This window comes from Rathayibacter sp. AY1E8 (genome assembly GCF_002931415.1).
In the GTDB taxonomy this organism is placed as follows: Bacteria; Actinomycetota; Actinomycetes; order Actinomycetales; family Microbacteriaceae; genus Rathayibacter.
In genome coordinates, this window is record NZ_PSVI01000042.1 from 1 (window position 1) to 25,167 (window position 25,167).

Here is a 25,167-nt window from a genome sequence, read left to right on the forward strand (position 1 = left end):
TAGGAGCCGTCGGCCGCCGCCTCCTTCGCGAAGCCGGGCATGCCCGGGAAGCCGACCTGCACGTCCTCCATCGGCAGGCGCGAGGCGATGCCGACGCCGTTCCACTGGCTGAGCCCGACCATCTCGACGTGGTACCCGGCGTCGGCGAAGGCCTCGTGCGGGAACTGCTCGGGCTTGCACTTGAGCTCCTGCATGGCGAGGACGTCCACGTCCTCGCGCACGAGCCAGTCGACGACGCGGCCGGTGCGGGCCCGGATGGAGTTCACGTTCCAGGTGGCGATGCGCATCCTGGAAGTGTAGGAGCCGCCGCCGACACGTCTCCTGCGCGTCCTCCGCGCGTCCCGGCGGCCGCGGGCCGGGGGAGTCATCCCCTCGGCGGATTGCGGAACCGGTGTCGGTGGTCGATGGTTGTCTAGCGCCGTCCCGACCGGCCGTTCGTGCCGTCCGGACGCCGCCGCCGCCCGCGCCGTGCGGGCCCGACGGGCTCCCCGGCGCTCCGCGCTCCCCAGCCCGGTCCACTCCCCTCCCGCTCCTGCTCCGCCCCTCCGGAGGACCCATGATCCTGCTCCGCCTCGCCTCCGCCTACGCGAAGCCCTACGCGCGGTGGGTGGCCGCCGTCGTCGTGCTGCAGCTCGTCGCGACGCTCGCCGCGCTCTACCTCCCGAGCCTCAACGCCGAGATCATCGACCAGGGCATCGGCCGCGGCGACACCGACTTCATCTGGGGAACCGGCATGACCATGCTCGGCGTCTGCGTCGTGCAGGTCGCCGCGGCGATCGGAGCCGTCTACTTCGGCGCCCGCACCGCCATGTCCGTCGGCCGCGACCTGCGCCGCGACGTCTACCGCCGCGTCGACTCGCTCAGCGGGCTCGAGGTCGGCGGCTTCGGCACGGCCACCCTGATCACCCGCGGCACGAACGACGTGCAGCAGGTGCAGATGCTCGTGCTGATGACCCTCAACTTCATGGTCTCCGCGCCGATCATGTGCGTCGGCGGCATCGTCTTCGCCCTGCGCGAGGACGCCGGCCTCTCCTGGCTGGTCTGGGTGTCGGTGCCGCTGCTGTTCGTCGTGGTCGGCTTCCTGGTGTTCCTGCTGCTGCCGCTGTTCCGCCTCATGCAGGACCGGATCGACGGGATCAACAGCGTGCTGCGCGAGCAGATCACGGGCATCCGCGTGGTGCGCGCCTTCGTGCGCGAGCCGTTCGAGTCCGAGCGGTACCGCAAGGCCAACGCGGCGATCACCGAGGTGTCGATCAAGGTCGGCAACATCTTCGTGCTGATGTTCCCCGCGATCATGATGATCCTGCACCTGGCCACCGCGGCCGTGCTGTGGTTCGGCGGGCAGCGGGTCGACGCCGGTCAGATGCAGGTGGGCTCGCTCACCGCGTTCCTGCAGTACCTCCTCCAGATCCTCACCGCCGTGATGATGGGCGTCTTCATGGTGATGATGATCCCGCGAGCGGTCGTCTGCGCCGAGCGGATCCAGCAGGTGCTCGACGCCCGCACCAGCCTCACCACGCCCCAGGGCGGAGTCCCGACGCCCGCGCGCGGCCGCGTCGAGTTCTCCGGGGTCGTCTTCGGCTACCCGGGGGCCGAGCGCCCCGTGCTCTCGGGCATCGACATCGTCGCGGAGCCGGGCCGCACCACGGCCGTCGTCGGCTCCACCGGCGCCGGCAAGACCACCCTGCTCGGCCTCGTGCCGCGCCTGTTCGACCCGCAGGAGGGCACCGTCACGATCGACGGCGTGCCCGTCTCCTCCCTCGACCGGGCGCAGCTCGCCGAGGTGATCGGGCTCGTGCCCCAGCGCCCCTACCTCTTCTCGGGGACGATCGCCTCGAACCTGCGCTTCGGCCGCCCCGACGCGACGGACGCCGAGCTGTGGGAGGCGCTGCGCATCGCCCAGGGCGAGGACTTCGTGCGGAGCAAGGAGCACGGGCTCGACGAGCCGGTCTCGCAGGGCGGCACCAACGTCTCCGGCGGGCAGCGCCAGCGGCTCTGCATCGCGCGCGCCCTCGTCGCGAAGCCGCGGGTCTACCTGTTCGACGACTCGTTCTCGGCGCTCGACGTCGCGACCGATGCGCGGCTGCGGGAGTCGCTGGCCGACGCCACCACCGACGCGACCGTGATCATCGTGGCCCAGCGGGTGTCGACCATCCGCCACGCCGACCAGATCGTCGTGCTCGACGCGGGCCGCGTCGTCGGCCGCGGCACGCACGACGAGCTCCTCGAGACGAACGCGACCTACCGCGAGATCGTCGAATCCCAGCTGAGCGTCGAAGGAGTGTCCTGAGATGGCGCGCACACGCGACACCACCGCCCCCGAGGAGACGACGTCCCCCGAGCCCGAGTTCGAGCCCGGCGAGGGCGACGGCGGCATGTTCGGGGACGGGCCGCCCGCCCGCAAGGCGCAGAACTTCTGGCCCTCGGCCAAGCGCCTCTTCTCGCTGCTCGGCCCCGAGCGCGCCCGGATGGTCCTCGTGGTCGCCCTGGTCTCGCTGTCGGTCGTCCTCACCGTCATCGCGCCCAAGATCCTCGGGCAGGCGATGGACACGATCTTCAACGGCGTGATCGGCTCGCAGCTCCCCGCCGGCGTCCCGCTCGAGCAGATCATCGAGCAGCAGCGCGCCTCGGGCAACGGCACCTTCGCCGACATGCTGGCCAAGACCGACATCGTGCCCGGCGCGGGCATCGACTTCGTGGTCCTCGGCCGCCTGATCATCATCGTGCTGCTGATGTACGTCGTCGCGTCGGTGCTCATGTGGGCGCAGGGCTACATCCTCAACGGCCTCGTGATGCGGGTGGTCTTCGACCTCCGCCAGGACATCGAGGCCAAGCTCAACCGCCTCCCGTTGCGCTTCTTCGACACCCGGCAGCGCGGCGACGTGATGTCGCGCGTCACGAACGACGTCGACAACATCCAGACGGCGCTGCAGCAGGCCTTCTCGCAGCTGGTGCAGTCGGTGCTCACCATCATCGGCATCGCCGCGATGATGTTCATCGTCTCGTGGCAGCTCGCGCTGATCGCGCTGATCTCGATCCCGCTCTCGGGCGTGATCGCGGGCGTGATCGGCGCCCGCTCCCAGAAGCTCTTCGCCGCCCAGTGGAAGAACACGGGCGCGCTCAACGGCCACATCGAGGAGACCTTCTCCGGGCTCGAGATCGTCCGCGCCTTCGGCCGCGACCGCGAGATGCTCGAGGAGTTCGACCGCCGCAACGACAGCCTCTACACCGCCTCGTTCGGCGCCCAGTTCGTCTCGGGCATGATCATGCCCGCGATGACCTTCGTCTCCTACCTCTCCTACGTGCTCATCGCCGTGGTCGGCGGCCTGCGGGTCGCCTCCGGTCAGCTGACGCTCGGCGACGCGACCGCGTTCATCCAGTACTCGCGCGAGTTCACCCAGCCGGTGACCCAGCTGGCGAGCATGGCGAACATGCTGCAGTCCGGCGTCGCCTCGGCCGAGCGCACGTTCGAGCTGCTCGACGCCGAGGAGCAGGAGCCGGAGACGGCGACCGCGTCGCTCCCGCAGCGCACCGACGGCCACGTGGAGTTCGAGGGCGTCTCGTTCTCGTACGACCCGGAGCAGCCGCTGATCGAGGACCTGACCTTCTCGGCGCAGCCCGGGCAGACGGTCGCCATCGTCGGTCCGACCGGCGCCGGCAAGACCACGCTGGTCAACCTGGTCATGCGCTTCTACGAGCTCACCGGAGGGCGCATCCTGCTCGACGGCGTCGACATCACGAGCCTCGCGCGCGGCGATCTGCGCTCGCGCGTGGGCATGGTGCTGCAGGACGCGTGGCTCTTCCAGGGCACCATCCGCGAGAACATCCGCTACGGGCGCCTGGACGCGACCGACGAGGAGATCGTCGACGCGGCGAAGGCCACCATGGTCGACCGCTTCGTGCGCCAGCTGCCCGACGGCTACGACACGGTGCTGGACGCCGACGGCGGCAGCGTCTCGGCGGGCGAGCGGCAGCTGATCACGATCGCGCGCGCGTTCCTCGCGAACCCGTCGCTGCTGATCCTCGACGAGGCCACCTCCTCGGTCGACACCCGCACGGAGCTGCTCGTGCAGCACGCGATGAACGCGCTGCGCACCGACCGGACCTCGTTCGTCATCGCGCACCGGCTCTCCACGATCCGCGACGCCGACACCATCCTGGTGATGGAGTCGGGCCGGATCGTCGAGCAGGGCGCGCACGAGGCGCTGCTGAAGCAGCGCGGTGCCTACTACGAGCTCTACATGACGCAGTTCCGCGGAGGAGGCGACGAGGCGGGCGAGCACGCCGCAGCGGGCGCGCTCCCGAGCGGGGGAGGGGTCGCCCCGTAGAGTAGGCGCGTGACCGACGCACGCCAGCAGCTCATCGAGTACATCGGCTCCGACGCCGTCTTCCACGGGGACTTCACCCTCACGAGCGGCAAGAAGGCGTCGTACTACGTCGACCTGCGCCGCGTGAGCCTCGACCACCGCGTCGCGCCGCTGATCGGGCAGGTCATGCTCGACCTCATCGCGCCGCTCGAGCGCGTCGACGCCGTCGGCGGCCTCACCATGGGAGCCGACCCGATCGCCGCCGCGATCCTCCACCAGGGCGCCGCTCGCGGTCTCGCCTACGACGCGTTCGTCGTGCGCAAGGAGCCCAAGGACCACGGCCGCGGCCGGCAGGTCGAGGGCCCCGACCTCGAGGGCAAGCGCGTCGTCGTCGTCGAGGACACGTCCACCACCGGCGGCTCGCCGCTGAAGGCGATCGAGGCCCTGCTGAAGGTCGGCGCCGAGATCGCAGGAGTCGCCGTCGTCGTCGACCGCGCGACCGGGGCCCGCGAGATCATCGAGGACGCCGGCTACCCGTACTTCGCCGCGATCGGTCTGGCCGACCTCGGCCTGAGCTGATGGTCGACGAGGGGGGACGCGGCGGGGTCCCGGGAGGCGGCGAGCACCCGGAGCCTGAGGGCCGCGAGCCCGAGCCTGCTGGATCGGAGACCTCCGAGCCGGAGCGTGCCGAGCCGGAGCGACCCGAGCCGGAGCGTCCCGTCGGCAGCAGCGAGTGGCTGCTCCAGCAGCTCAGCGGCGGCCGACTGAAGAGCATCTTCGATTCGCCCCGCCCCGTCCCTCCCGTGGAGGAGTCGCGCGCGGAGCGGACGTCCGGTCCTGCTGTATCCGCAGCCGACGAGGCCCACGCGTCAGCGGAGGAGCGGAGCGTTGCGAGCGAGTCGGCCTCCTCCGCCGACGCGGCCGGACCGTCGTCGAGCGACAGCAACTCCGACGCCGCGCCGCCCCGTGCCCCCGCCGCTCCGGTCGGCCTGTGGCCGGGGGAGCCCGTGCTGAGCGCGACGCCCGCCGCCGAGGAGGCCGACGGCGACCTCCCGAAACCCGCGGACGACTCCGCTCGGGTGGAGGAGCAGGACGCCGACGCCGACTGCGGAACGGTCGTGGAGCCGGAGCGCTCCTCCGACCGCGACGGCGTCCCCGCCGAGGGACGGAGCTCTCCGGGCGGCGACACGGGAGCCCCCGACGCGGGAGCCCGCGCCATGGGAGTGCACGAGGCGGGTGCCCGCGAGGCGAGTGCCCGCGAGACGGGTGCCCGCGAGACGGGTGCCGGTGGGACGACTGCCCGCGACACGAGTGCCTCCGACGCGGACGTGTCCGACGAGGACGCCTTCGACGCGTTCTTCGCTCCCCTCCTCGACGATGATGCCGACGGCTCCGGCTCCGGCTCCGGCTCCGACGCCTCCGCCGATGCCGGCCGCACCGAGGTGCACCGCCGCGGGGCGGACTCCGTGCGCCCGGTCCTGCCGCACACCGACCCTCCCGCCGACCTTCCGACCGCCCCCGCCGGGCTGCGCAGCGCCCACCGGCCGGACGACGAGCCCGATGCCGGATCCTCGACCGACGTCGACCCGGCGGGCCGCTCCGGAGTCCCCTCCCCCGCCGACGGACGCCCGGTCGGCGCGACCCCGCCGACTCCGCGCGAGCCGACTCCGCCCGCCGTCTACGAGTGGCCCGACCCGCGCGGGGACTGGGACCAGCCGCCCGTGTGGGAGCAGGTCGTCGCTCCGCAGGACGAGCCCGACGAGGACGGCGGCGACGAGGAGCTGTGGCGCGAGACCGCCGGCGCCTACTCGTGGAACCTCGAGCCGGCCGCCGAGCCCGCCGACCGCGCCGAGCCCGCGCCCTTCCGCACCGCTCCCGCGGCCGCCCACGTCAACGCCGCTCCGCCGCGGAAGCGCCGCTCCGCCCGGTCCCGACCCGAGAGCCGCGAGCGCGACTCGGCGCCCGCCGGAGCGCCCGCATGGCGCACGCTCAGCCGACGCCGGCTCCTGATCGGCCTGATCGCGGCGGGTGCGGTGATCCTCCTCGCCGGGCTCTTCGCGATCGGCATCGCCGTCGGGAGCGCCGGCGGCCGGGCCGAGCCGCAGGCCGCCCCGGTCGTCAGCCAGACGCCCACGGCGGAGCCGACCCCCTCGCCCACTCCGACCGCGACCCTCCCGACCGTCGGACCGCTGCCCGTCGGCACCTGGGCCTGGAGCGCGCTCCTCGGCGGCGAGTGCGTCGAGCCCTTCGACTCCGTCTGGGCGGAGGAGTTCACCGTCGTGGACTGCGCGGGAGCTCACTCCGCCCAGCTCGTCGCCACCGCGGAGCTGACAGACGCGGTGTTCCCCGGCCAGGACGCCCTGGCCGTCACCGTCTCCTCGCTCTGCCAGGCGCAGGGCGTCGTGGACGTCGCCGCGGCCGAGACCTACGGCGACGTGCAGGTCGCCGGTGCGTTCCCCGTCACCCAGGAGCAGTGGGACGCGGGCGAGCGCAGCTACTACTGCTTCGTCGACCGGGCGGGCGGCGGCGAGCTGACCGGCTCCCTCGCGGGCACCCCCGCGGCCTGACGCGCGCCGTCGCTCGGGCCTCGGAGGATGCCGCCGGGCACCGGCTCGGTGCACCCGGCCGAGCCGCGGAGCGCCCAGTAGGATCGCTCGTCGTGCAGGAGAACGAGGCGACCCCCGCGACCGGACCCACCGCCTCCGTGGAGCTCACCACGAACGGCGTCGGCCCCTGGCAGGGGGAGCGGCCCGAGGACGACCGCCTCGACCCGGAGCTGCTGGAGCGCGGCGACGCGCGCAACGTGGTCGACCGCTTCCGCTACTGGCGGATGGACGCGATCGTCGCGGAGCTCGACCGCACGCGGCACCCGTTCCACGTCGCGATCGAGAACTGGCAGCACGACATGAACATCGGCTCGATCGTCCGCAGCGCCAATGCGTTCGGCGCGGAAGGCGTCCACATCGTCGGCCGGCGGCGCTGGAACAAGCGCGGCGCGATGGTCACCGACCGCTACCAGCACGTCCAGCACCACGAGACGGTGGCCGACCTCGTGCAGTGGGCCGCGGAGGCGGACGTTCCCCTCCTCGCCGTCGACAACGTCCCCGGCTGCGTGCCGCTCGAGACCTACCGGCTCCCCGAGCGCTGCCTCCTGCTGTTCGGGCAGGAGGGACCCGGCCTCTCGGAGGAGGCGATCGCCGCCTCGGAGGCCGTGCTCGAGATCACGCAGTTCGGCTCGACCCGGTCGATCAACGCCTCGGCGGCGGCAGCCGTCGCGATGCACGCCTGGGTGCTGCAGCACGTCCGCTTCTGACCCCCGCGAGCCGCGGTGCCGTGTCAGGAACCGGCGCCCGGCCCGCTGCCGGGCCGCCGGGACTCAGACCGCCGAATCCGGCGGGAACTCCGACTCCAGCGGCTCCGACGACAGGAGCTCGTGCACCCCGCTCAGCACCTCGTCCGGGCGGAACGGGTAGCGCTCGATCTCGGCCTCGTCGCTGATCCCCGTCAGCACCAGCACGGTGTGCAGGCCCGCCTCGATGCCCGCGACGATGTCGGTGTCCATCCGGTCGCCGATCATCCCGGTGTTCTCGCTGTGCGCGCCGATCTTGTTCATCGCCGAGCGGAACATCATCGGGTTCGGCTTGCCGACGACGTACGGATCCTTGCCCGTCGCCTTCGTGATGAGCGCCGCGATCGCCCCCGTCGCCGGGAGCACGCCCTCGGCACTCGGCCCCGTCGCATCGGGATTGGTGACGATGAAGCGCGCACCCGCGACGATCAGGCGGATCGCCTTCGTGATCGCCTCGAAGCTGTAGTTGCGGGTCTCGCCCACGACCACGTAGTCCGGCGCCGTCTCCGTCATGATGAAGCCCGCCTCGTGCAGCGCGGTGGTGATCCCCGCCTCGCCGATCACGAACGCGCTCCCGCCCGGCTTCTGCGACGCGCAGAAGTCCGCCGTCGCCAGAGCGCTCGTCCAGATCCGCTCCTCCGGCACGTGCAGCCCCGACCCGCGCAGCCGCGCCGCCAGATCCCGCGGCGTGAAGATCGAGTTGTTCGTCAGCACCAGGAACGGCGTACCCGAATCGGTCCACTCCTGGATCAGCTCGGGCGCGCCGGGGAGCGCCTTGTTCTCGTGCACCAGCACGCCGTCCATGTCCGTGAGCCAGGCCTCGACTTCACTGCGGTTCGTCGCCATGGGTCGATGCTATCGGCGGCACCCCCGCGCACGACGGCGACGACCGGCGAACCGCCCGGCTCCCTCCGCTGACGCCCCTGTGGAGGGACGACCGTCGTGCGCCGGACGGCCGGACCCCGGACCCGCACAGCCCCGAGCGGGATAGCCTGGGAGGCATGAGTGGCGAGAACCTGCTGGGCCCCGAACCGACCCTCCTCCCCGACGAGCCCGCGGTCACCGCGGCCCTCGCGAAGCACGCGAACCCGGGAGCCGTCGAATTCGCCGCCCTCGCCGCCGCCCACCCGCGCTCCCCGTTGGCCTGGGCACTGCTCGCCGACAGCGTCTGGGGCATCGACGCGGCCCTCCCCTCCTACGCCTACGCCCGCGTCGGCTACCACCGCGGCCTGGACCTCCTGCGATCCGCCGGCTGGCGCGGCCAGGGTCCCATCCCGTGGCGCCACGGACCCAACCGCGGTTTCCTCCTCGCCCTCTACGCCCTCCGCCGCGCCGCCGACTCGATCGGCGAGACGGAGGAGGTCGCGCGACTCACCCATTTCCTTCAGCAGGCCGATCCCGCCGCCATCGACGAGATCGAGCGCTATCACGAGGACGCGCTTCCCCCCACTGCCGCCATCGTCATCCTCGGCAACGACTAGGCGGCGCCGGGGACGCGGTCCCGGGGGCGTCGGGCTCGGAGGCCGGCCCGGAGGGCTTGAGGCGGAGTCGCGATCCCGTCCACCCGCAGTCCTGCGCATCGTCTCCTGTCGGCGTGCCACCCGCCGGCGAGGATCCGGCGGAAGCCCGACCGCTCAGGTCCTCCTCGTCCCTTCCCCTGGGTAGTGTTCGCTCCTGTGACGCTCTTCTCGGACCTCCCCGTCCTTCCCGTCCTCAGGCGCGCACGCGAGCGCGATCGCCTCGCGTCCGCGGAGGCGGGCTGCTGGGCGTGACACGGTCGGCCGGGGAGGCTCCGGTGAGCCGGTGGCGCCTGCGGGTCGCCGGGACCACGGCGGTCCTCGCCTTTCTGCTCCTGCTCGTCTGCGCCGATCCCTTCGGATCGGACTCCTCGCGGCAGTTCGTCCGGATCGCCCGCTCCCATGATCCGACTGGTCTCGTCCACGCCCTGGGTGGAGAAGGGATCGCAGTCTGCGCTCTCGCCTCACCGGCTGCAGCGGCGGCAGCCGCGCTGGTGGCCTCGAGCAGCCGTCGCCCCTTCGTCCCCGCACTCGGAGTGCTCGCGCTGCTCGAGGGGGCGTCGACCGTCGAGATGATCGTCACTCCGCCGTCGGTCGGTGGCGTGCTGTCCGGCCTCCTCTCGGTTCTCGCGGGCACGGCGGTCGGGGCGCTGGTCGGCACGATCCTCCGACGAGTCGTCCCGAATCGATCCGCCGCACGCTCACTGCGGATCCTCTGGCGCACGTGGCTCGCCGTCCTCCTCGCCGTCGCACTGCTCGCCGCGGTGGCGGTGCCCCTCTTCGTCCGCCCCGTTCTCGATCCCGTGGGGGGAGCCGATGCGCTCGTGGTGCTGGGTCCTGCTACTGATCGCAGGGTCGGCCGTGCGCTCGCTCTGCTCGAGGAGCACCGGGATGTCACCCTCGTGCTCTCGACTCCGCGCCTGGAGAACGGTTCGTTCGCCCGAGCCGAATGCGATGCCGGCGAGGAGGTCAGAGTCGTCTGCTTCACTCCCTCCCCGTTCACTACGGGCGGTGAGATCTCCGAGCTGAACACGCTCTCCTCGGAGTACGACTGGACCTCGGTGGCACTGATGACCTCCACTCCGCATGTGACCCGGGTCCGCACGATCGCGTCTCGCTGCCTGCGCACACCGTTCTCGGTCGGCTCGGTCGACGAGCCGCGGCGGGTGAGCGAGTGGACTCTGGCGGTGGTCTATCAGGTGCTGGCGTTCGGCAAGCTGCTGATCCTGCAATCCTGTGAGAGCGGCCGCTCGTGAAGAAGGATCCGCCCCTTGGGCCCCCCTTCTAGGGGCGGAACCATGGATCCGCGTCGTCGTTCCAGGAAAACGACAGAGTCTCCTCTGCTTCCCTCCGCGGTCGGGGGGTGCGGCCGTCGACAGCCGATGGCGGGATGATCCGAGCATGAGGAGATGACGACGACTCTCGAAACAGGACCCGGATCCCGCCGCACGTTCCTCCGCTACGGAGGGGCCGCGGCCGCGGCCGCCGTCGTCGCCGCACCCGCCGCGGAAGCCGCGGAAGCCGCGGACGAGACTATACCTGCGACCCGCGTCAACGGAATCCACAACTACCTCGAATTCGCCGGGACCACTGACGAGGACAAGCTCCGCGCCGCGATCGACTATTTCGTCGCCGCTCGCCAAGAGGTCACGTTGACGATCTCGAAGAGCTTCAAGATCACGCGCACCCTCGTGATCGACTCCTCGTACATCTCGCTCGAGTTCACCTGCGGTCCGCTGAATGCGACCGCCATCACCAGCGGTCCTGCTCTCACGGTGATCGGCAGTGCCACGTCCGGCTACCCCAACAACAGGGCGGCGATCACCGGACTCCGTCTGCTGGGGCCGGGAGCGTCCGCGACGGCCAGCACCGGAATCCTGTTCAACACCGACAGCACGACTGCCGCCACCACGCGCGGGCTCGGACTCTGGGGCCTGGAGATCTCGGGCTTCGGGACCGGCGTGTCCTTCGAGAACGATGCGTTCCTGATCAGCTTCTACAACTTCCACATCTTCCGCTGCAGGACGGCCGTTTCCATGCCCGCAGGCAGAGTCAACTACGGCGAGAACATCAAGTTCATCGGCGGTGGTATCGGCACCAGCACCCTCGGCGTCTACAACGCCAACCCGAACGGCGAGCTGCACTTCGTCTCGACGTCGATCGACTTCTGCGTGCAGGCCGTGAAGGTCGACGCGGGTCGGGTGATCCTGCACCAGCCGCATATCGAGATCAACGAGAGCGGCGCGAACTCCACGCTCTCGCAGTTCGTCACCGGGTCGAGTACAGCTGCGCAGATCTCGATCTCAGGCGGTCACCTCTTCTTCCATCAGGTCCCGGTGGCCAACTACCTCTTCGAGACCACTGCAGGAGGGTGGGGCGGCGGAATCCAGGTCCATCAACTGTCGATGTTCAATACGCAGATGAAATCGGGATATCTCGCCGGTGGCACTGCGAAGGTCCGTATCAGCCAGCACGTCACCTCGGACGGGAACGGCAGCGGTTCGGGGCAGGGGTCGATTCTGCATTCGAAGGCGGCGAACAAGCTCGTCGACGGGAACTTCTCTCTCGCAGCGCCCGTCGACGCGTTCCTCAACGGCGCCGACGCGACGAGCCGCACCACCAGCCCGTCCATGACGCTGACCACCAGCGGCAACCAGCTGCTGATGACCCGAGTGGCCGGCGGTCCCGGTCCGGCGGTCTCCATCGACGTCCCCGTCACAGCGGGGCTGCTGTACGGCGTCGACTTCACCATCGCGGGATCCACGTCGACGGGCACGATGTACGTGTCCGAATCCTTCGTCGCCGTGACCGGCGTGTCCTCGTCGGGGATCCCGATCGTCGCTCGGAGCAGCGCTCGCCCGGTGTCGAATCTCGACCTCGCCGGCGCGAACGCGCAGGCTCCCTTCCGCAAGACCTATCAGCAGACGACCTGGAACCGGGTCGCTCCTGCGTGGGCGACGCACTTCCGGCTGCGGTTCACCTTCGGATCGGTGACAGCAGGAGTGACTCGCTTCTCGGAGATCGTCATCACCGAACTCTGACGGGGCGGCGGGTGACGGACCTCGAGAAACCCGACTGGTAGCGTCAGACCATCCCTCGCCGGCCGAGGTCGTCCGCTCCGTCGCCGAAGCGGGCGTGTCGCGGTCCGATCACAGGCCGTGGTGCCCTCTCCCAGGTCGTCTCGTGGTGCCCGGGGCGGTCCGCCGAAGAGACGAACGAAGGAGAAGCACGCGAATGATCCGGGCGCTCTTCTCCGTGAAGGACTTCTCCGGCTCGAGCAACCCCTACATCGAGCTGCTCGTCGGTTCGTTCCCGGCGTCGGTGGAACCGGTCGCGTTCACCTGGCGACGTGCCCTTCTCGGGCGCTACGACGTCTTCCACGTGCACTGGCCGGAGTACCTCTTCCGTGCCCCGCGCGGCCCGCGCCGCTGGCTGAAGTCCGCCCTCGCCTTCGGGCTCATCGCCCGGCTGCTCGCGTCGGGGACGCCGGTCGTCGTGACGATGCACAACCTCCGACCGCACGAATCGGGCAGTGCCGTCGAGACTCTCCTCGCGCGCTGGCTGGACCGGCTCACGGACGTCCGCATCTATCTGAACGAGTCCGACGAGAACGACCTGGACCGGGGAGTCGTCGTCCTGCACGGCGCCTATCCGGAGTCGGCCTCTGTCCCGGGCCCCCGTGAAGCGGGTCGGCGCATCCTGTTCTTCGGGCAGATCCGGCCCTACAAGGGACTCGAGGAGCTGATCGCGGCCTTCAGCGCACTCACCGACGGCGAACTCGTCATCGCCGGCGCGGCCGCTGTCCCCGAGTACGCCGACGAGGTGCGCAGAGCGGTCGGAGCCGACGGTCGCGTCCACCTGCGGCTCGGCCACATCGACGACGCCGAGCTGGACGAGCTCCTGGCAGGCGCGGACCTCGTCACCCTGCCGTACAAGTACCTCTACAACTCCGGAGCCGCGCTGCTCGCCCTCGGCGCGCGGAAGACGATCCTGGTCCCGGCGACCGGATCGACGCGGGCCCTCGCCGCGGAGGTCGGGAGCGGCTGGGTGGAGCTGTTCGACGGCCTCGTGTCGCCGGCGGCGTTGGAGGCGGGCCTCGAGCGAGCGCGCCGGCACGGAGAGAGGGAGCGACCCGACCTGTCCAAGCGCGAGCGTTCCCTCGTGGGAGCGCTGCACGGCGCCGTGTACGAGGCGCTCGTCGCTGCAGGCCGAGGTCGAGGACGAGGCGGGAAGGGGAGGAGAGCGGCGACGCTCGCTCGCCTCCGCGCAGACCCCCGCTTCCTCCGGCATTCCGAGCTGAATCGATGAACGAGCCGCAGGGAGTCGAATGAGGCGTCCAGCGCCGAGCCGCCGTTCACGTACCAGGACTACTTCGAGGGGACAGGACGGACCGGGTCGGAGTACACCCTCTTCGACGATCTCGACTCCGCTGTGGCTCACGCGACGCGGATCCGGCTGGACTCCTACGCGCCCCTGGCCGCGTGGGATCCGGCGCCCCTGCTGGACGCCTTCCCGATCGACCGCTGGCGGCGCTGAGGACGGGCCGTCAGCGCCGCACTCGGCGCGGTGCCGCCAGCACCGCGTCGAGCAGCTGTGCGAGGTCGGCGGCGCGACGGTGCCAGCCGAACTGCTCCGCGTAGTCCGAGCCCTCCCGGTTGGGTCCCGACGCCGCAGCCTCCAGCGCGGACCGCAGCCCGTTCTCTGCGCCCGCAGGGTCGTCGTAGAGCCAGACGCCGGGGGCGGAGCGGGCTCGCAGTGCAGGGGAGGCGGAGGAGACGATCCTGAGGCCGGCGGCGAGGTACTCGAAGTACTTCATCGGGCTGCGACCCGCGTTGCCCGGGTCGTCCGAGAGCGGGAGCAGCCCGACGCGGGCGCTCTTCAGCAGCGCGGGCGCCCGGGAGTAGGGCACGGCGCCGAGCAGCTCCACGTTCGCGGGCAGCGTCTCCACGTTCTTCGGGAGCGGACCGGCGAGTCGGAAGGGGACGTCAGGGAACGCCGAGGCGAGCATCCGGACTCCTCCCCAGTCGAAGCGGCGGTCGAGCGCCCCGAGGTAGACGACTCCCGCACGCTCGGCACCGAGACCGTGGAACCGCTCGTACTCGACTCCGTTCTCGAGGACCAGCGTGCGCTCCGGCGCGGCCACTCCCTCGGAGACCGCGCGCAGCACCGGCTCCGACGTGGCGACGAGAGCGTCCGCCCGCTCGAGGAGCTCGATCTCCGCCGCCCGCATCCCCGGTTCGAAATGAGCGTCCGTGGGCCGGTAGACGACACGCTTCGGCTGCAGGAGCTCGAGGAGCGGCACGCCCATCAGGGGCTGGTCGACGATGAGGACATCAGGACGCATCGCCCCACTGGGCGCCCGCCAGGGCCGCAGCGGCACCCGCAGAGACGGCGTCCGCATCCGCGCCGGGAGCGATCCCAGTGGGGCGACGGTGAGCGGTTCGGCGTGCACGACGCCCGCCGCGTCCGTGCGTGGACCTCGCAGCGCAAGACCGAAGCGGGCCCGCACGGTGGCGTCCCGCAGGCGCCCCGCGTGCAGGAGCGAGGACGGCGTCGAGACGTGCGTCACCGTGTTCCCGAGGCGCGAGAGCTCGCGAGCCAGGTGGTGGCTCCCCACTCGGAAGACCCCGACCTCGGCGGTGTGGCTCGCGAAGACGATCTTCACGGGCGCCCGACCGGTCCGGAGGCGTCGACGAGGAGGTCGACGAGTCGTCCTCGCTGCATCCGCAGCGCCGACACGGAGTCTCCGACGCGCCTCCAGTAGTCGGACGGGTCCTCCCGCAGCTCAGCGATCTGGTCGCGGATGAGCGAGAGATCGGCGTCGAAGGCGTTGTGCACGAACCGGTCGATCCCGAGGTCGTCGTAGGCACCCCAGCCCTTCCGCTCGTAGCTCAGATGGACACTCGGAACGCCGCTGCGGATGGTCTGGATGCTGCCGTGCAGCCGGACCGAGACCACGACCGCCGGCCGATCCGCGACTCCGCTGCCGACCGCGTCGCGGAGCAGGCGGAATGGCCCTTCGTGGCCGAGCCGCTCGTAGAACTGCGGATCGTTGTTGCCGCGAGCGGTGGCTTGAGCGAGCAGCTCCGACTCCGGATCGCGCGCGAGGGCGTCGATCCGCGACTCGTAGGCGGCACGTCGCGACCGGCTCGAGGACAGCGCGCGGGCGACGATCCCGACGGGCCCGGGAGCTCCGGCCCGCACGACGGTCCTCGGATCGAACTCGTCGGGGAGGCCCAGAAGGGCCATGTCGGGAGCGCGGTGCACGTTCGCGAGGCCGGACAGCTCCTCGACGGAGCGGTCGTCCCGGGCGAAGACCCCGACGGCGCGGGCCAGTCGCGCCGCGATCACACGGCGGGTCCCGAGATTGAGCGGCCCGATGCTCTGCGGAAGGTAGACGAACGGAACGCGGTCGCTGCGCCGGGGCATCTGGACGAAGTTGGTGCACATCATCTTGACGACTTCGACGGGATTCTTGGTGCGGAGGTAGCCGCCCCCCACGCCGACGACGAGGTCGGACCCGGCGATCGCCCGGGCGTAGCCGGCGCTCCGGCGGCCGGAGAGCAGCGCGACCCCACCGCGTCGCAGCGTCTCGAGGCTGCCGATGCTGCCGGCACGGCCGGTGAGGGGGTGCAGGACACTCTCGTAGAGCTCCTCGTCGAAGCTCGCGGGATCGAGGGCGACGAGCGTGATCTCCGCCGTCGGCAGGGCCGAGAGGACCAGCTCCCGCGCCTCCTCGACGAGCAGGCCGTCGCCGGAGTTGGTGGTGCTGTAGGCGTGGACGATCGTGACCCTCACCGCGCGGCCTCCTCGAAGACGCGAGCATGCGCTGCGATGGAGTCCGACCAGTGGAATCGTCGAGCGTTGATCAGACCCCGGCTCCGCAGGTCGTTGCGGAGGGACGGATCGGCGACGATCTCGCGCATGTGATCGGCGATCGCCGTCGCGCCGATGTCGGTGAGCGTCAGCGCCGCGCCGCCCGCCACCTCGGCGAGCGACCCGCGATCGCTGCAGATGACGGGAACGCCGCACGCCATGGCCTCGACGACCGGGAAGCCGAAGCCCTCGTAGGTGGAGGGGAAGCAGAAGGCGAGCGCTCCCCGGAGCAGCGGGACGAGCGCCTCATCCGGTACGCGGCCGAGGTAGCGCACGCCGCGGGTTCCGCGGACCGCCTCGAGGATCGCGTCGCTCTCCCATGCCGGAGCGCCGGACACCAGGAGCGGCACCCCCGTCTCGTCGAAGACCTTCGAGGCGGCTCGGCACAGCTCGATGATGTTCTTGCGGGGGTCGAGGTTGCCCGCGTAGAGGAAGTACGGGCCGTCGATCCCCAGCTCGTCGAGCGCGACGGAGTCCTGGTCGGTGGAGCGGGTGTTGAACGTGTCGTGGTCGATCCCGTGCGGGATGGTGACGATCTTCCCGGCGGCGTCGGGTGCGACAGTCGCGATGTCCCGGGCGGAGGAATCGGAGACCGTGATGATCGTGGTCGAGAGTGCTGCGAGACGCGCGACGCGCAGGCGCCACAACCGGTCGGAGCTCCGGCTGCGCACATCGTCCACGTGGAGTGTCGCCAGCCCGTGGATCGTGCCGACGATCGGGAGGCGGCTCGGAACCAGCGGCCCCGTGTCCGCGGGGAAGTGGAGGACGTCGATCCCGGAGGGGCGGAGCCTCGGCAGCACGAGTCCCTCATAGGCGCCGTAGACGGCGCTGCGGGCTCGGCCCCCCCCGATCGGAGGTCGGGACAGCACGTGCTGCACGCCGTGTCCGGCGAGCCCGCTGTAGACGGTGCGGGCGTATCTGGTGTTGCCGCCGACCTGTCTGTCGAGGACACGGGCGGAGACGAGCACTGTCGTCATGGCTTCCTCCTCCGAGGGGCGGTCGGCAGCAGGCCGAGGTAGAGCCGCTCGAGCATCTGCGACTGGTGCTGCACGGTGTTCAGGGCGAGGGCGTGCTCGGCGGCGGCGACGAGACGGGAACGGGCCGCCGGGTCCTCCAGATCGCCCCAGTACGACGCCACATCGTGGGGGGAGTGCGCGACCAGGGGCAGGCCGAGGCGATCGAAGGCGGGGATGTCCCGCACGACGAGGGCCAGCCCCATGCCGTGCGCCTCCAGAACGGCCATCGGCATCCCCTCCCACTGCGCGCTGTGCAGGTACACGTCGGCATCGCCCAGTCGGCGGAGCGCCTCGTCGCGGCTGAGCCAGCCGGTGACGTGGACGCCGGCCTGGTCGAGGGCGGTGCGGTGACGCCCCTCGCCTCCGCCGATCCACGTCGCGTCGACGGAATGGCCGGCGGCGCGCACGGCCTCCACGGCCTCGGCGAAGAATCGGGGATCCTTGTGCGTCGAGAGCCGACCGGCGCCGACGAGGCGGAGAGGCCTCGGCCCGCCGGGGCGAGTGGCGGGCGGGAGCGAGGCGGGCACCGAGTTGGGGACGTGCACGACCTCCGCCCGGCTGAACGGCCACCGGCTCAGACGGGCCTCGCGAGCTGAGCAGGCGGCGAACACGGTGGTGTTGAAGGCGAGGACGCCCTCGAAGACCCGGAACGCCGCCCGGGCGGGCAGCGGGAGGTCTCGGCGCTCGAAGCCGTAGCAGTGCGGCGTGTAGACGATCGGACGTCGCCGGCCCGCCCGGACCGCGAGGCGCGCGTACGCTCCGCCGAAGCTGGAGTGCGCGTGCACGACAGCGCCCGGCATTCCGGCCAGAACCGTTCGCAGAGCGCGGACTCGGGCGACGTGCCCTGTCGGCAGCGCCGTCACACCTGCGAACGACGCGAAGGCGCTCTCCGGTACCGGAGAGTCCTCCCGCGGTGAATACACGAGCCTGTGCTGGAAGGCGGGCGTGGCCGCTACGTAGTCGCTGATCGCCGACGCGGTACCTGCGCCGAAGCTCTCCGTCACGTGCACGATCGTGCGCTCGCCTTCGCGCCAGTCCTCAGCGAGTGTGGATCCGCTTGTCAACCGTTCGCGCCCTTCCGGCTTGGCCGAGCCGTGGAAGGCTCCGGTCCCTGTCGATGACCATCGGACAGGATCCCTCACCGACCACGCGGTCCGTCGGCATGACTCCGTGAGCGATCCTATGTGCTCCCGGCCGACGGTATGAGGTCGAAAGGGGACCACCTCCGGGGGACCGGGACCGTGGTTAGTCTGTAGTCCTACAGAGCTGAACGGAGCTGCTGCAGGAGACGATCGATGATCGATCACGTCGGAGATGAGGCGCGCGATGGCTCGAGGGGGCGCTGCGACCGCGACGACGCGAGAGGGCGCGGCGCGTCTGGATGTCGTCCAGCGGCTTCTGTTCCTCGCCATCGTCTTCATGCCGTTCCAGCAGGCGCTCACCATTCAGGTCGGCTCTCCGCTGAAGATCACCGAGATCGCCGTCATCCTGGCCATCGGCTTCTCCGTGATCACCGTCCAGAAGGACCGGTACACGCCGGTGGGACGGGAGATCGTGCTGGGGCTCGGTGCGCTGGTCGTTCTGGCGACGATCTGGGCATTCCTGTTCAAGCAACCCGAGGTTCCAGCCGCCTACGGCTATGACCTGGGCTTCACCAACGACATGATCCTCTACTGCGGATACGCTCTGCTGGCCCTCGTGGTCTGGTGGTACGTCGGCCACCGACTGGGATTCCAGGACATGGAGCGGGCTCTCTCGATCGCCGTCCGCCTCGCTTTCGTCTTCTGCGCGATCCAGCTGGCCCTCCACCTCGCCGGGGTCCCGCTGCCCGCTCTCCTCAACTCGACGATTCAGATGGGGGCGACCTTCGGCGTCAGCCTGCCGAGGAACGGCCCGTTCCTCGAGGGGAACTACCTCGGTTTCTTCGCCGGGATCGCGCTGTTCGCCTGCCTGCGCCGTCGCGACCGCATCGGAATCGCCGCCGCCGTCGCCTGCCTCGTCTACTCGCAGTCGACGTCGGCACTGATCGCGACCGTCTCTGCGGCGGTCCTCACGGCGACGCTCCGCCCCCAGCGGGGAGTGGGAGTGCAGATCTTCAGCGTCGGCGCGCTGGGCGCGGTGATCGTCCTGCTCGTTCCCGCCCTGCAGCGCTTCGTCCTCGCGCAGCTCTCGAAGCTCGGACTGGGCACAGGCGCCGTCGACGTCGGCACCCGCTCGCTGAACGTCCGATCCCAGTCGTCGAGCACGGGCTTCACCATGGCCGCGGACAATCCGCTGTTCGGAGTCGGACCCGGCCGGTTCGGCGTGTGGAGGACCGACTACTCCCAGGCGGTGGTGGGGCTCACCTCGAACGGCGCCTCTCGCGGTCTCGCGAACAACGTCTACGCCCAGCTCGCTGCCGAGACCGGAGTGATCGCCCTGGCCCTCTTCGCCGTCCTCCTCGTGATGCTGATCGTGCGGGGATATCGGCGCAACGGGACGGCACTGGGTCTGGGGGTCTTCCTCGCCGTCGCTCTGGCCTCCGCCCCCGCGTGGACCGCCTTGACCGTGTGGATCGCGCTGGCGTACGCCGCATCGCTCGCCTCCGAGCCGCTGCCGGCGACGACCTCGATCGCCCGGTCCGGCCTCGACTCGGAGCGACGGGCAGCGGCGGTGTCGCGATCCATGGCGGTGCGTCCGGCGCCGTCCACCGGTCGGCACCGGCAGTTGTCGGATCGACGGTGAGCTCCGCACCCGCGACGACCGAGCTCTCCCTCGATGATGCGGTACACCTCGCACACGCCCTCACCGCGCACCTCTCCTCCACGCACGGGCTCCGCACCCTGTTCATCAAGGGGCCCACCGCCCATGCACAGGGCATCCGCACGAGACGCGTGTCCAGCGATGTCGACGTGCTCGTCCACCCGGCGGACGTCCAGCGCCTCGTCGACCTGCTGGCCGAGCGCGGATGGATCCCCCGGCCCGACCGCCCGGCCCCGCGCGCGTACCCGGTGCACTCCGTGACCCTGTTCCATCCGCAGTGGACCTGCGACATCGACGTGCACGACCGCTACCCCGGATTCTTCGCAGAGCCGGAGGAGGTCCTCGACGTGCTGTGGACGTCGCACCGGACCGTGACGATCGCGCACAGGAGGGTCGCTGTGCCCTCCCCGGTCGCGGGCGCGGTCGTCGTCGCGCTCCACGCGCTGAAGGATCCCCTCCTGGCTCGGAGCACGTCCGAGCTCGAGTCGGTCATCGGGTTCCTCAGGGGCGCGAGCGAATCGGACCGGGAGGCGCTGCTCCTGCTCGTCGAGAGCACCCGCAGCGCCTACCCCCTCCGCCCGGTGCTCCACGCCCTCGGGCTGGACGTGCCGGACGACCTGGCCGTGCACGAGCGCCGGTTGTGGGATCTGCGGGTGGCCGGAACGGGGCGGTCCAGCTATCACTGGGCGCTCGCCTTCGTCGAGGCCACAGGGAAGCGGCGCATCGTGCTGATCGTGTCCGCGCTGACGACCGTGATCGGTCTCACACGCCGGGCGCGCCGGAGGGCTGCGGAGACGGGGATGGTCCGCTTCGATCGGCCGTCGTTGTCAGATCTGCGGGCGTTCCTCGGGCTCGTGCGCTCGCTCGCCGCCGATCGTCGACGCCGTCGCCGAGAGAATGCGACCCACTCGTGACCACCGTCGATCCGGGAGCTCTAGATCACGCCGTGTGGGCGCGATCCGATCAGCTGGCCTTCGTCGAGGACGACGCGCAGGCGGTGCTGCTGAACCTGTTGTCGCCGTTTCCCGTGCCCCTCGTGCTGAAGGGCACGGCGCACGCGATCTGGAGAAGGCTCGAGCATCCGTCCACGACCGTCGAGATCCTCGCGGGGCTCGCCGACGAGTTCGGCGTCCCCCGAGAGGTCCTCGAGGAGGACGTGCTCAGTTTCCTTCTGGAGCTGAGCACAGCAGACGTGGTCCACCGGCTGCCCTCGCGCTGAAGGTGAGACATCGTGCAGCAGTGTGCGCCGTGCGGGGGGTGTGAACGGCGGTCGTGACGGCGGCCTTTCCTCCGTACTGTTCGGGAATGGGAGCATCATCGCGGGATCGAGGACGACGGGCGCTTCTGAGCCTGACGGCGGCAGCGGGCGCGGGCGCCGTGACGGCGGTGGCGTCGGCCCCCCCGGCGACAGCGGCCAACGCCTTCCCGGACGCACGGCTGGACGGCTTCCGGGACTCGACCGAGTTCCCGGGAGCGACTGCTGAGCAGCGGCTCCGGGCCGCTCTCGACGCGGCTCACGCCCTCGCGACCGAGTCCTTCCTGGTCGTCTCCGAGCCCGTCGTGCTGACAGCACCCTTGACGATCGACCTCTCGCGTGTGTCGATGGAGTTCGCCGGAGGCGATGTCGATGCGACGGCGGTGTCGGGATCGGCGCTCGTCCTCACCGCCTCCGAGGCCTCCGATGATGCGCCGCACACGCGCGTGAGCCTGCGCGGACTGCGCCTCACGGGTCCCGGCCGAGCGGCTCCTGGATCCGTCGGCCTCGAGCTGTCCTCGGCGACAGGCGTCCGAGGCGCAGGACTGTACGGAGTGGAGATCATCGGATTCGAGACGGGTGTCCGGTTCGGTCCCGGCGCCGAGCATCTGCGCCTCTTCCACGTGGCCGTGGAGGAGTGCGGCACGGGCGTCCTGGTCGCCGGCACTGCCCCTGGGTCGAATCTCGCGATGGTCGGCGGTTCTGTGCGCTCGTGCACGACGGGACTGTCCTCCGCGTCGACCAGTGGCGAGCTGCACACGACGTCGCTGGCCATCAGCGGATGCGATCGCGCGGTCGAGGCTTCAGGGGGTGCCGTCACGCTGCACGCTGCGACCGTCCGCCTGACCCCGGCGAGCACGGTCAGCGCGTTCTCCACCGCTGCGACGACGACGGCCAGGATCAGCATCAACGGCGGCACGGTCTCCGCCGCCGCCCCGCTGGCGGCGGCCACAGTCTTCGAGACGGCTCACAGGAGCTGGGGAGGCGGGATCGTCGTGACGAGCACCTCCTTCCGCAACGTCGCTCCGGCATCGGGCTACCTCGTCGGAGGGACCGGACTCGTCCGGTTGGCGGACGTCTCGATCCTGGACGAGCCCTCCGTCGTGCCGACCTCGGTTCTCGTCCACCGCGCCGCGAACCGGCTCGTCGATGGAGCCTTCGATGTGGGCACGGTCGCGGACGCGTACCTGGACACTCCGGACGCCACCTCTCGGAGTGCGAGCCCGTCGGCCACGCTCGCCGTCGCGTCAGGGCGGCTCCTGGTCCGGAAGACAGGCACCGGACAGACGAGTCTCTCGTTCGATGTGCTCAGCAGACCCGGGCGGGTCTACGCCGCCGACCTCGTCATCGGACAGGCCGCTGCGAACGGGTCGATGATCGTCTCGGAGTCCTTCGTCACCGTCTCCGGTCGTGACGCCCGCGGCATCCCTGTCACCGTCCGCTCGGAGCCCGTCTCCTCGACGACGCAGTCGATGGCGGCGATGGCCGCGGCACTCCCGTTCCGGGTAAGACCCGCGACCGGCGTGGATCGCCAGGCGCCGTCCTGGGCGTCGCATTTCCGCGTGACCGTCGGCCTGAACGACCCCGCCGCGGGAACGGTCGGCATCGACGACGCGGTCGTCACCGAGATGTGAGGACCGGCCGCTCGCGCGGTGGCCCGATGCGTCAGTGGGCGCCGCCTCCGGGGGCGACGACGGCCTGCACGGTTCTCGCGAGCAGCGCGAGGTCCCCGGTGAACGACCAGTTCTCCACGTAGTAGAGATCCAGTCGGATGGCGTCCTCCCAGGAGAGCGTCGACCGCCCGCTGACCTGCCAGAGCCCGGTCATGCCCGGCTTGACGTTGAGGCGCCGGCGCGCGGCCTCGTCGTAGAGCTCGACTTCTCCCGCCACCTGCGGCCGCGGCCCGACGAGCGACATGTCGCCTCTCAGCACGTTGAAGAGCTGAGGGACCTCGTCGATCGAGTACTTGCGCATGAAGCGTCCGATCGGTGTGATGCGAGGGTCGTCGGTGATCTTGAACAGTGGTGTTCCGGACGTTCCCTGAGCGGCGAGCAGCTCGGCGAGCTGATCATGAGCGTCCACCACCATCGAGCGGAACTTGATCATGCCGAAGGGCTTGCCGTTGATGCCGATCCGCGTCTGGCGATAGAACAGGGGCCCCGAGCTCGTCAGCTTGACGGCCAGTGCGACCGAGGCGATGAGAGGCATCAGCACGGCGATGAGGCTCAGCGATCCGACGATGTCGAGGGCACGCTTGCGGGCCTGCTTGCTGCCCTCGAATCGAGGTGTCTCGATGTGCACGAGAGGAAGGCCCGCCACCGGGCGCATGTGGATCCTCGGTCCGCTGATGTCGGTGAGGCTCGGCGCCATGACCAGGTGCTGGCGCCTCGGCTCGAGACTCCAGCTCAACTGTCGGATCTGCTCGGGTGGCAGGTGGTCGCTGCTCGTGATGATGACGGTATCGGCGCCGGTCCGGTTCAGGATGCCCGGCACCGCATCCACCGTGATGTTCTCGAAGACAGGCACCCCCCACCCGCTCACCCGATCGCTGGCCAGATCCTCGGGGATGCACACGCCGACAACGAGATACCCGGCCCCGGTGGCGCGGACGAGCTCGCGGTAGATGTGCTCGACGCTCCGTGGCGAGCCGACGAGGACGACGGAGGAGGAGTACCGGCCCGCGCTCCGCTGCTGCCGCAGCCACACCCTCCAGGCTCCGCGTCCGAGCCAGAGCAGGACGAGGCCGAGCGGGAGCGCGGTGATGATGTACCCGCGGGCGAAGCCGATCTGGCCGAGGTAGGCGACGCACGTGATCACGGCGAACAGCAGGAGCGTCGCATCGAGGATGCGCTTGTACTCCGTCACCTCTCCGCCGAGGACACGGTCTTCGCGTGTGGCGTAGAACTTCAACAGGGCGGCCCACAGCACCACGATCACCGAGGAGACGATCCAGTAGTTCGCGAGCAGGCCCGCGATCTCCGGCTGATGGCCGGCCACGAACAATTCTCGGCTCTCCACTCCGAACCAGAAGAACTGACTGCTGAAGACCGAGAACACGATGACGAGGACATCGGTGATGACGAGTTTTCTGGCCACTGCTCGGGACCAGGAGCTCCGGTCCTTCTCGGAGGAAGAGCTCTTCGTGGAAGTGGGTGTTTGCAGTTTCACCGTGTGAGCCCTGTCTGCGACTGACCGCTGTTCTCTCGCATAAGCGACCTGCCCTCAGCGTAGTGGTCGGGCGTCGTGCTCCTCCGTCCTGAGCGAAGCTCCGCGCAAAGGCCCCTCCTAGGGGATGCTCTCGGCTATTCCGACTATTCCCCGACGATGAGGACGCGCTCGGACCTCCGTTGTGCGCCGTCGACGACCGCTCGGACGTCGGCGGCGGAGACGTCCCGAGCACGGGGAGTCGAGGTGGTTCGGCGGGTCGGATCCGTCGGGCGGCTCAGGTCTCTCGGCTCGCGCGGTCGGCGCTCGTGCGTCCGGTGCTGATGCGGTGTCGCGGCGTCCCGCCGCTGTCGATGGGGCGTGACGCGCAACGGCAGGAGAAGACTCGGGAGAGGCGCCGCGAGAGCTCGCGAGGGGAGACCGGCGGACGATCGTCGGGCACCGACGGCGGGCACGTCGTCGCCGGCGGGGACGAGCAGGACGCTTCCGCTGCCGGAAACGACGACGGCACACTCGTGCTCATCGAGACGGACAGGTGCTGCGCCGGAGTGCTCCTGGGCGTGGAGCCGAGATCGGCGCATGCGTCTGCGGTCATCAGCTCCGGCCACGGCCGCGGCCAGGCGCCCGTGGTCGGGCGCTCCGGGGGCGAGCGCCTCGCCGGCGGACGATCCTGCCTCGACGGGGAGCTGCTCGGAGCCGATGACGAGCCGTGTCACGGCTTCCCGGGGCGCTTCCGCTCTCCGTTCAGGACGTCGCGGATCGCTCGGGTCGTGTCGGGTTCGGGCCGGTGAGCGCGTCGGGGGATCGAGGCCCTGTCCCCGTCCGCCCGAGCCGGTCGTCCTGTGAGCGAGGCATCCGCTCGCACGAGCGGGTCCGGTGACGTCCTCCCTCGGTGATCGAGGGGAGGACGTCACCGGACCCGCGAGTCCTGCTCGGGGGG

The 25,167-nt window shown here is 70.7% G+C and carries 20 protein-coding genes; 13 read left to right on the forward strand and 7 right to left on the reverse strand.

The features are described from left to right. The coding region (locus C5C74_RS12400; RefSeq protein WP_181134702.1) for an endonuclease/exonuclease/phosphatase family protein at nucleotides 1-287 on the reverse strand (287 nt) is incomplete at its 3' end. Nucleotides 288-556: 269 nt separating this feature from the next. On the opposite strand from C5C74_RS12400, the gene C5C74_RS12405 reads away from it, so the two are divergent. From C5C74_RS12405 to C5C74_RS17880, 5 genes are all read left to right on the forward strand, one after another. Then, entirely contained in the window at nucleotides 557-2,290 is a 1,734-nt protein-coding gene (locus tag C5C74_RS12405) for an ABC transporter ATP-binding protein (protein WP_104247972.1), read from the forward strand. 1 nt (nucleotide 2,291) lies between these two features. Continuing rightward, complete coding sequence (locus C5C74_RS12410) at nucleotides 2,292-4,328, forward strand: ABC transporter ATP-binding protein (protein WP_104273943.1); 2,037 nt, start codon at nucleotides 2,292-2,294, stop codon at nucleotides 4,326-4,328. 9 nt (nucleotides 4,329-4,337) lie between these two features. Further along, nucleotides 4,338-4,886 carry an orotate phosphoribosyltransferase gene (gene pyrE, locus C5C74_RS12415; protein WP_104225724.1) on the forward strand — a complete coding sequence of 183 codons (549 nt, stop codon included), beginning with the start codon at nucleotides 4,338-4,340 and terminating at the stop codon, nucleotides 4,884-4,886. Further along, complete coding sequence (locus tag C5C74_RS17875; protein WP_258064165.1) at nucleotides 4,886-6,874, forward strand: hypothetical protein; 1,989 nt, start codon at nucleotides 4,886-4,888, stop codon at nucleotides 6,872-6,874. Before pyrE ends, C5C74_RS17875 begins: the two co-directional genes overlap by 1 nt. A gap of 92 nt (nucleotides 6,875-6,966) precedes the next feature. Further along, complete coding sequence (locus C5C74_RS17880) at nucleotides 6,967-7,620, forward strand: TrmH family RNA methyltransferase (protein WP_104225722.1); 654 nt, start codon at nucleotides 6,967-6,969, stop codon at nucleotides 7,618-7,620. Between the two features lie 63 nt (nucleotides 7,621-7,683). On the opposite strand, the gene C5C74_RS12425 is transcribed toward C5C74_RS17880, so the two are convergent. Beyond that, nucleotides 7,684-8,502, reverse strand: coding sequence for an HAD-IIA family hydrolase (locus tag C5C74_RS12425; protein ID WP_104225721.1), 819 nt, complete (start codon nucleotides 8,500-8,502; stop codon nucleotides 7,684-7,686). 155 nt (nucleotides 8,503-8,657) lie between these two features. Between C5C74_RS12425 and C5C74_RS12430 the strand changes: the two genes are divergently transcribed. The 4 genes from C5C74_RS12430 (at nucleotide 8,658) to C5C74_RS12445 (ending at nucleotide 13,481) form a co-directional block, all read left to right on the forward strand. Beyond that, a complete protein-coding gene (locus tag C5C74_RS12430; RefSeq protein WP_104222800.1) occupies nucleotides 8,658-9,137 on the forward strand; it encodes a DUF3151 domain-containing protein in 480 nt (159 codons plus the stop codon). Between the two features lie 314 nt (nucleotides 9,138-9,451). Then, nucleotides 9,452-10,429: an ElyC/SanA/YdcF family protein gene (locus C5C74_RS12435; protein WP_104351628.1), complete on the forward strand. Its 978-nt coding sequence runs from the start codon at nucleotides 9,452-9,454 to the stop codon at nucleotides 10,427-10,429. A 153-nt stretch (nucleotides 10,430-10,582) separates the two neighbouring features. Beyond that, nucleotides 10,583-12,214 carry a twin-arginine translocation signal domain-containing protein gene (locus C5C74_RS12440; RefSeq protein WP_104351629.1) on the forward strand — a complete coding sequence of 544 codons (1,632 nt, stop codon included), beginning with the start codon at nucleotides 10,583-10,585 and terminating at the stop codon, nucleotides 12,212-12,214. A gap of 193 nt (nucleotides 12,215-12,407) precedes the next feature. Beyond that, nucleotides 12,408-13,481 carry a glycosyltransferase gene (locus C5C74_RS12445; RefSeq protein WP_104262617.1) on the forward strand — a complete coding sequence of 358 codons (1,074 nt, stop codon included), beginning with the start codon at nucleotides 12,408-12,410 and terminating at the stop codon, nucleotides 13,479-13,481. 238 nt (nucleotides 13,482-13,719) lie between these two features. Here C5C74_RS12445 and C5C74_RS12450 read toward each other — a convergent pair whose 3' ends face one another. From C5C74_RS12450 to C5C74_RS12465, 4 genes are read right to left on the reverse strand one after another with little or no spacing between them, the layout of a single operon-like run. Continuing rightward, on the reverse strand, nucleotides 13,720-14,838 hold the full coding sequence (locus C5C74_RS12450) for a glycosyltransferase (protein ID WP_104308208.1): 1,119 nt from the start codon (nucleotides 14,836-14,838) through the stop codon (nucleotides 13,720-13,722). Next, the gene (locus C5C74_RS12455; protein ID WP_181027183.1) at nucleotides 14,835-15,971 is read right to left on the reverse strand and encodes a polysaccharide pyruvyl transferase family protein; all 1,137 of its coding nucleotides are present in this window, start codon (nucleotides 15,969-15,971) and stop codon (nucleotides 14,835-14,837) included. The genes C5C74_RS12450 and C5C74_RS12455 overlap by 4 nt, the downstream gene beginning before the upstream one ends. Continuing rightward, nucleotides 15,968-17,026, reverse strand: coding sequence for a glycosyltransferase family 1 protein (locus C5C74_RS12460; RefSeq protein WP_104351630.1), 1,059 nt, complete (start codon nucleotides 17,024-17,026; stop codon nucleotides 15,968-15,970). Before C5C74_RS12460 ends, C5C74_RS12455 begins: the two co-directional genes overlap by 4 nt. After that, nucleotides 17,023-18,510 carry a glycosyltransferase family 4 protein gene (locus C5C74_RS12465; protein WP_104260968.1) on the reverse strand — a complete coding sequence of 496 codons (1,488 nt, stop codon included), beginning with the start codon at nucleotides 18,508-18,510 and terminating at the stop codon, nucleotides 17,023-17,025. Before C5C74_RS12465 ends, C5C74_RS12460 begins: the two co-directional genes overlap by 4 nt. Between C5C74_RS12465 and C5C74_RS12470 the strand changes: the two genes are divergently transcribed. The 4 genes from C5C74_RS12470 to C5C74_RS12485 all read left to right on the forward strand — a co-directional run bounded on the left by C5C74_RS12470 (nucleotide 18,392) and on the right by C5C74_RS12485 (nucleotide 22,696). Beyond that, on the forward strand, nucleotides 18,392-19,789 hold the full coding sequence (locus tag C5C74_RS12470; RefSeq protein WP_181134703.1) for an O-antigen ligase: 1,398 nt from the start codon (nucleotides 18,392-18,394) through the stop codon (nucleotides 19,787-19,789). The two genes, C5C74_RS12465 and C5C74_RS12470, sit on opposite strands and share 119 nt — an antisense overlap. Next, complete coding sequence (locus C5C74_RS17505) at nucleotides 19,786-20,721, forward strand: nucleotidyltransferase family protein (RefSeq protein ID WP_181127690.1); 936 nt, start codon at nucleotides 19,786-19,788, stop codon at nucleotides 20,719-20,721. Before C5C74_RS12470 ends, C5C74_RS17505 begins: the two co-directional genes overlap by 4 nt. Next, nucleotides 20,718-21,026 carry a PqqD family protein gene (locus tag C5C74_RS17510; protein ID WP_181027179.1) on the forward strand — a complete coding sequence of 103 codons (309 nt, stop codon included), beginning with the start codon at nucleotides 20,718-20,720 and terminating at the stop codon, nucleotides 21,024-21,026. Before C5C74_RS17505 ends, C5C74_RS17510 begins: the two co-directional genes overlap by 4 nt. Before the next feature lie 167 nt (nucleotides 21,027-21,193). Continuing rightward, nucleotides 21,194-22,696 carry a hypothetical protein gene (locus C5C74_RS12485; RefSeq protein ID WP_146083072.1) on the forward strand — a complete coding sequence of 501 codons (1,503 nt, stop codon included), beginning with the start codon at nucleotides 21,194-21,196 and terminating at the stop codon, nucleotides 22,694-22,696. A gap of 31 nt (nucleotides 22,697-22,727) precedes the next feature. Here the strand turns inward: C5C74_RS12485 and C5C74_RS12490 are convergent, their stop codons facing one another. Further along, complete coding sequence (locus C5C74_RS12490) at nucleotides 22,728-24,158, reverse strand: sugar transferase (RefSeq protein WP_258064163.1); 1,431 nt, start codon at nucleotides 24,156-24,158, stop codon at nucleotides 22,728-22,730. Nucleotides 24,159-25,167: the final 1,009 nt, after the last annotated feature.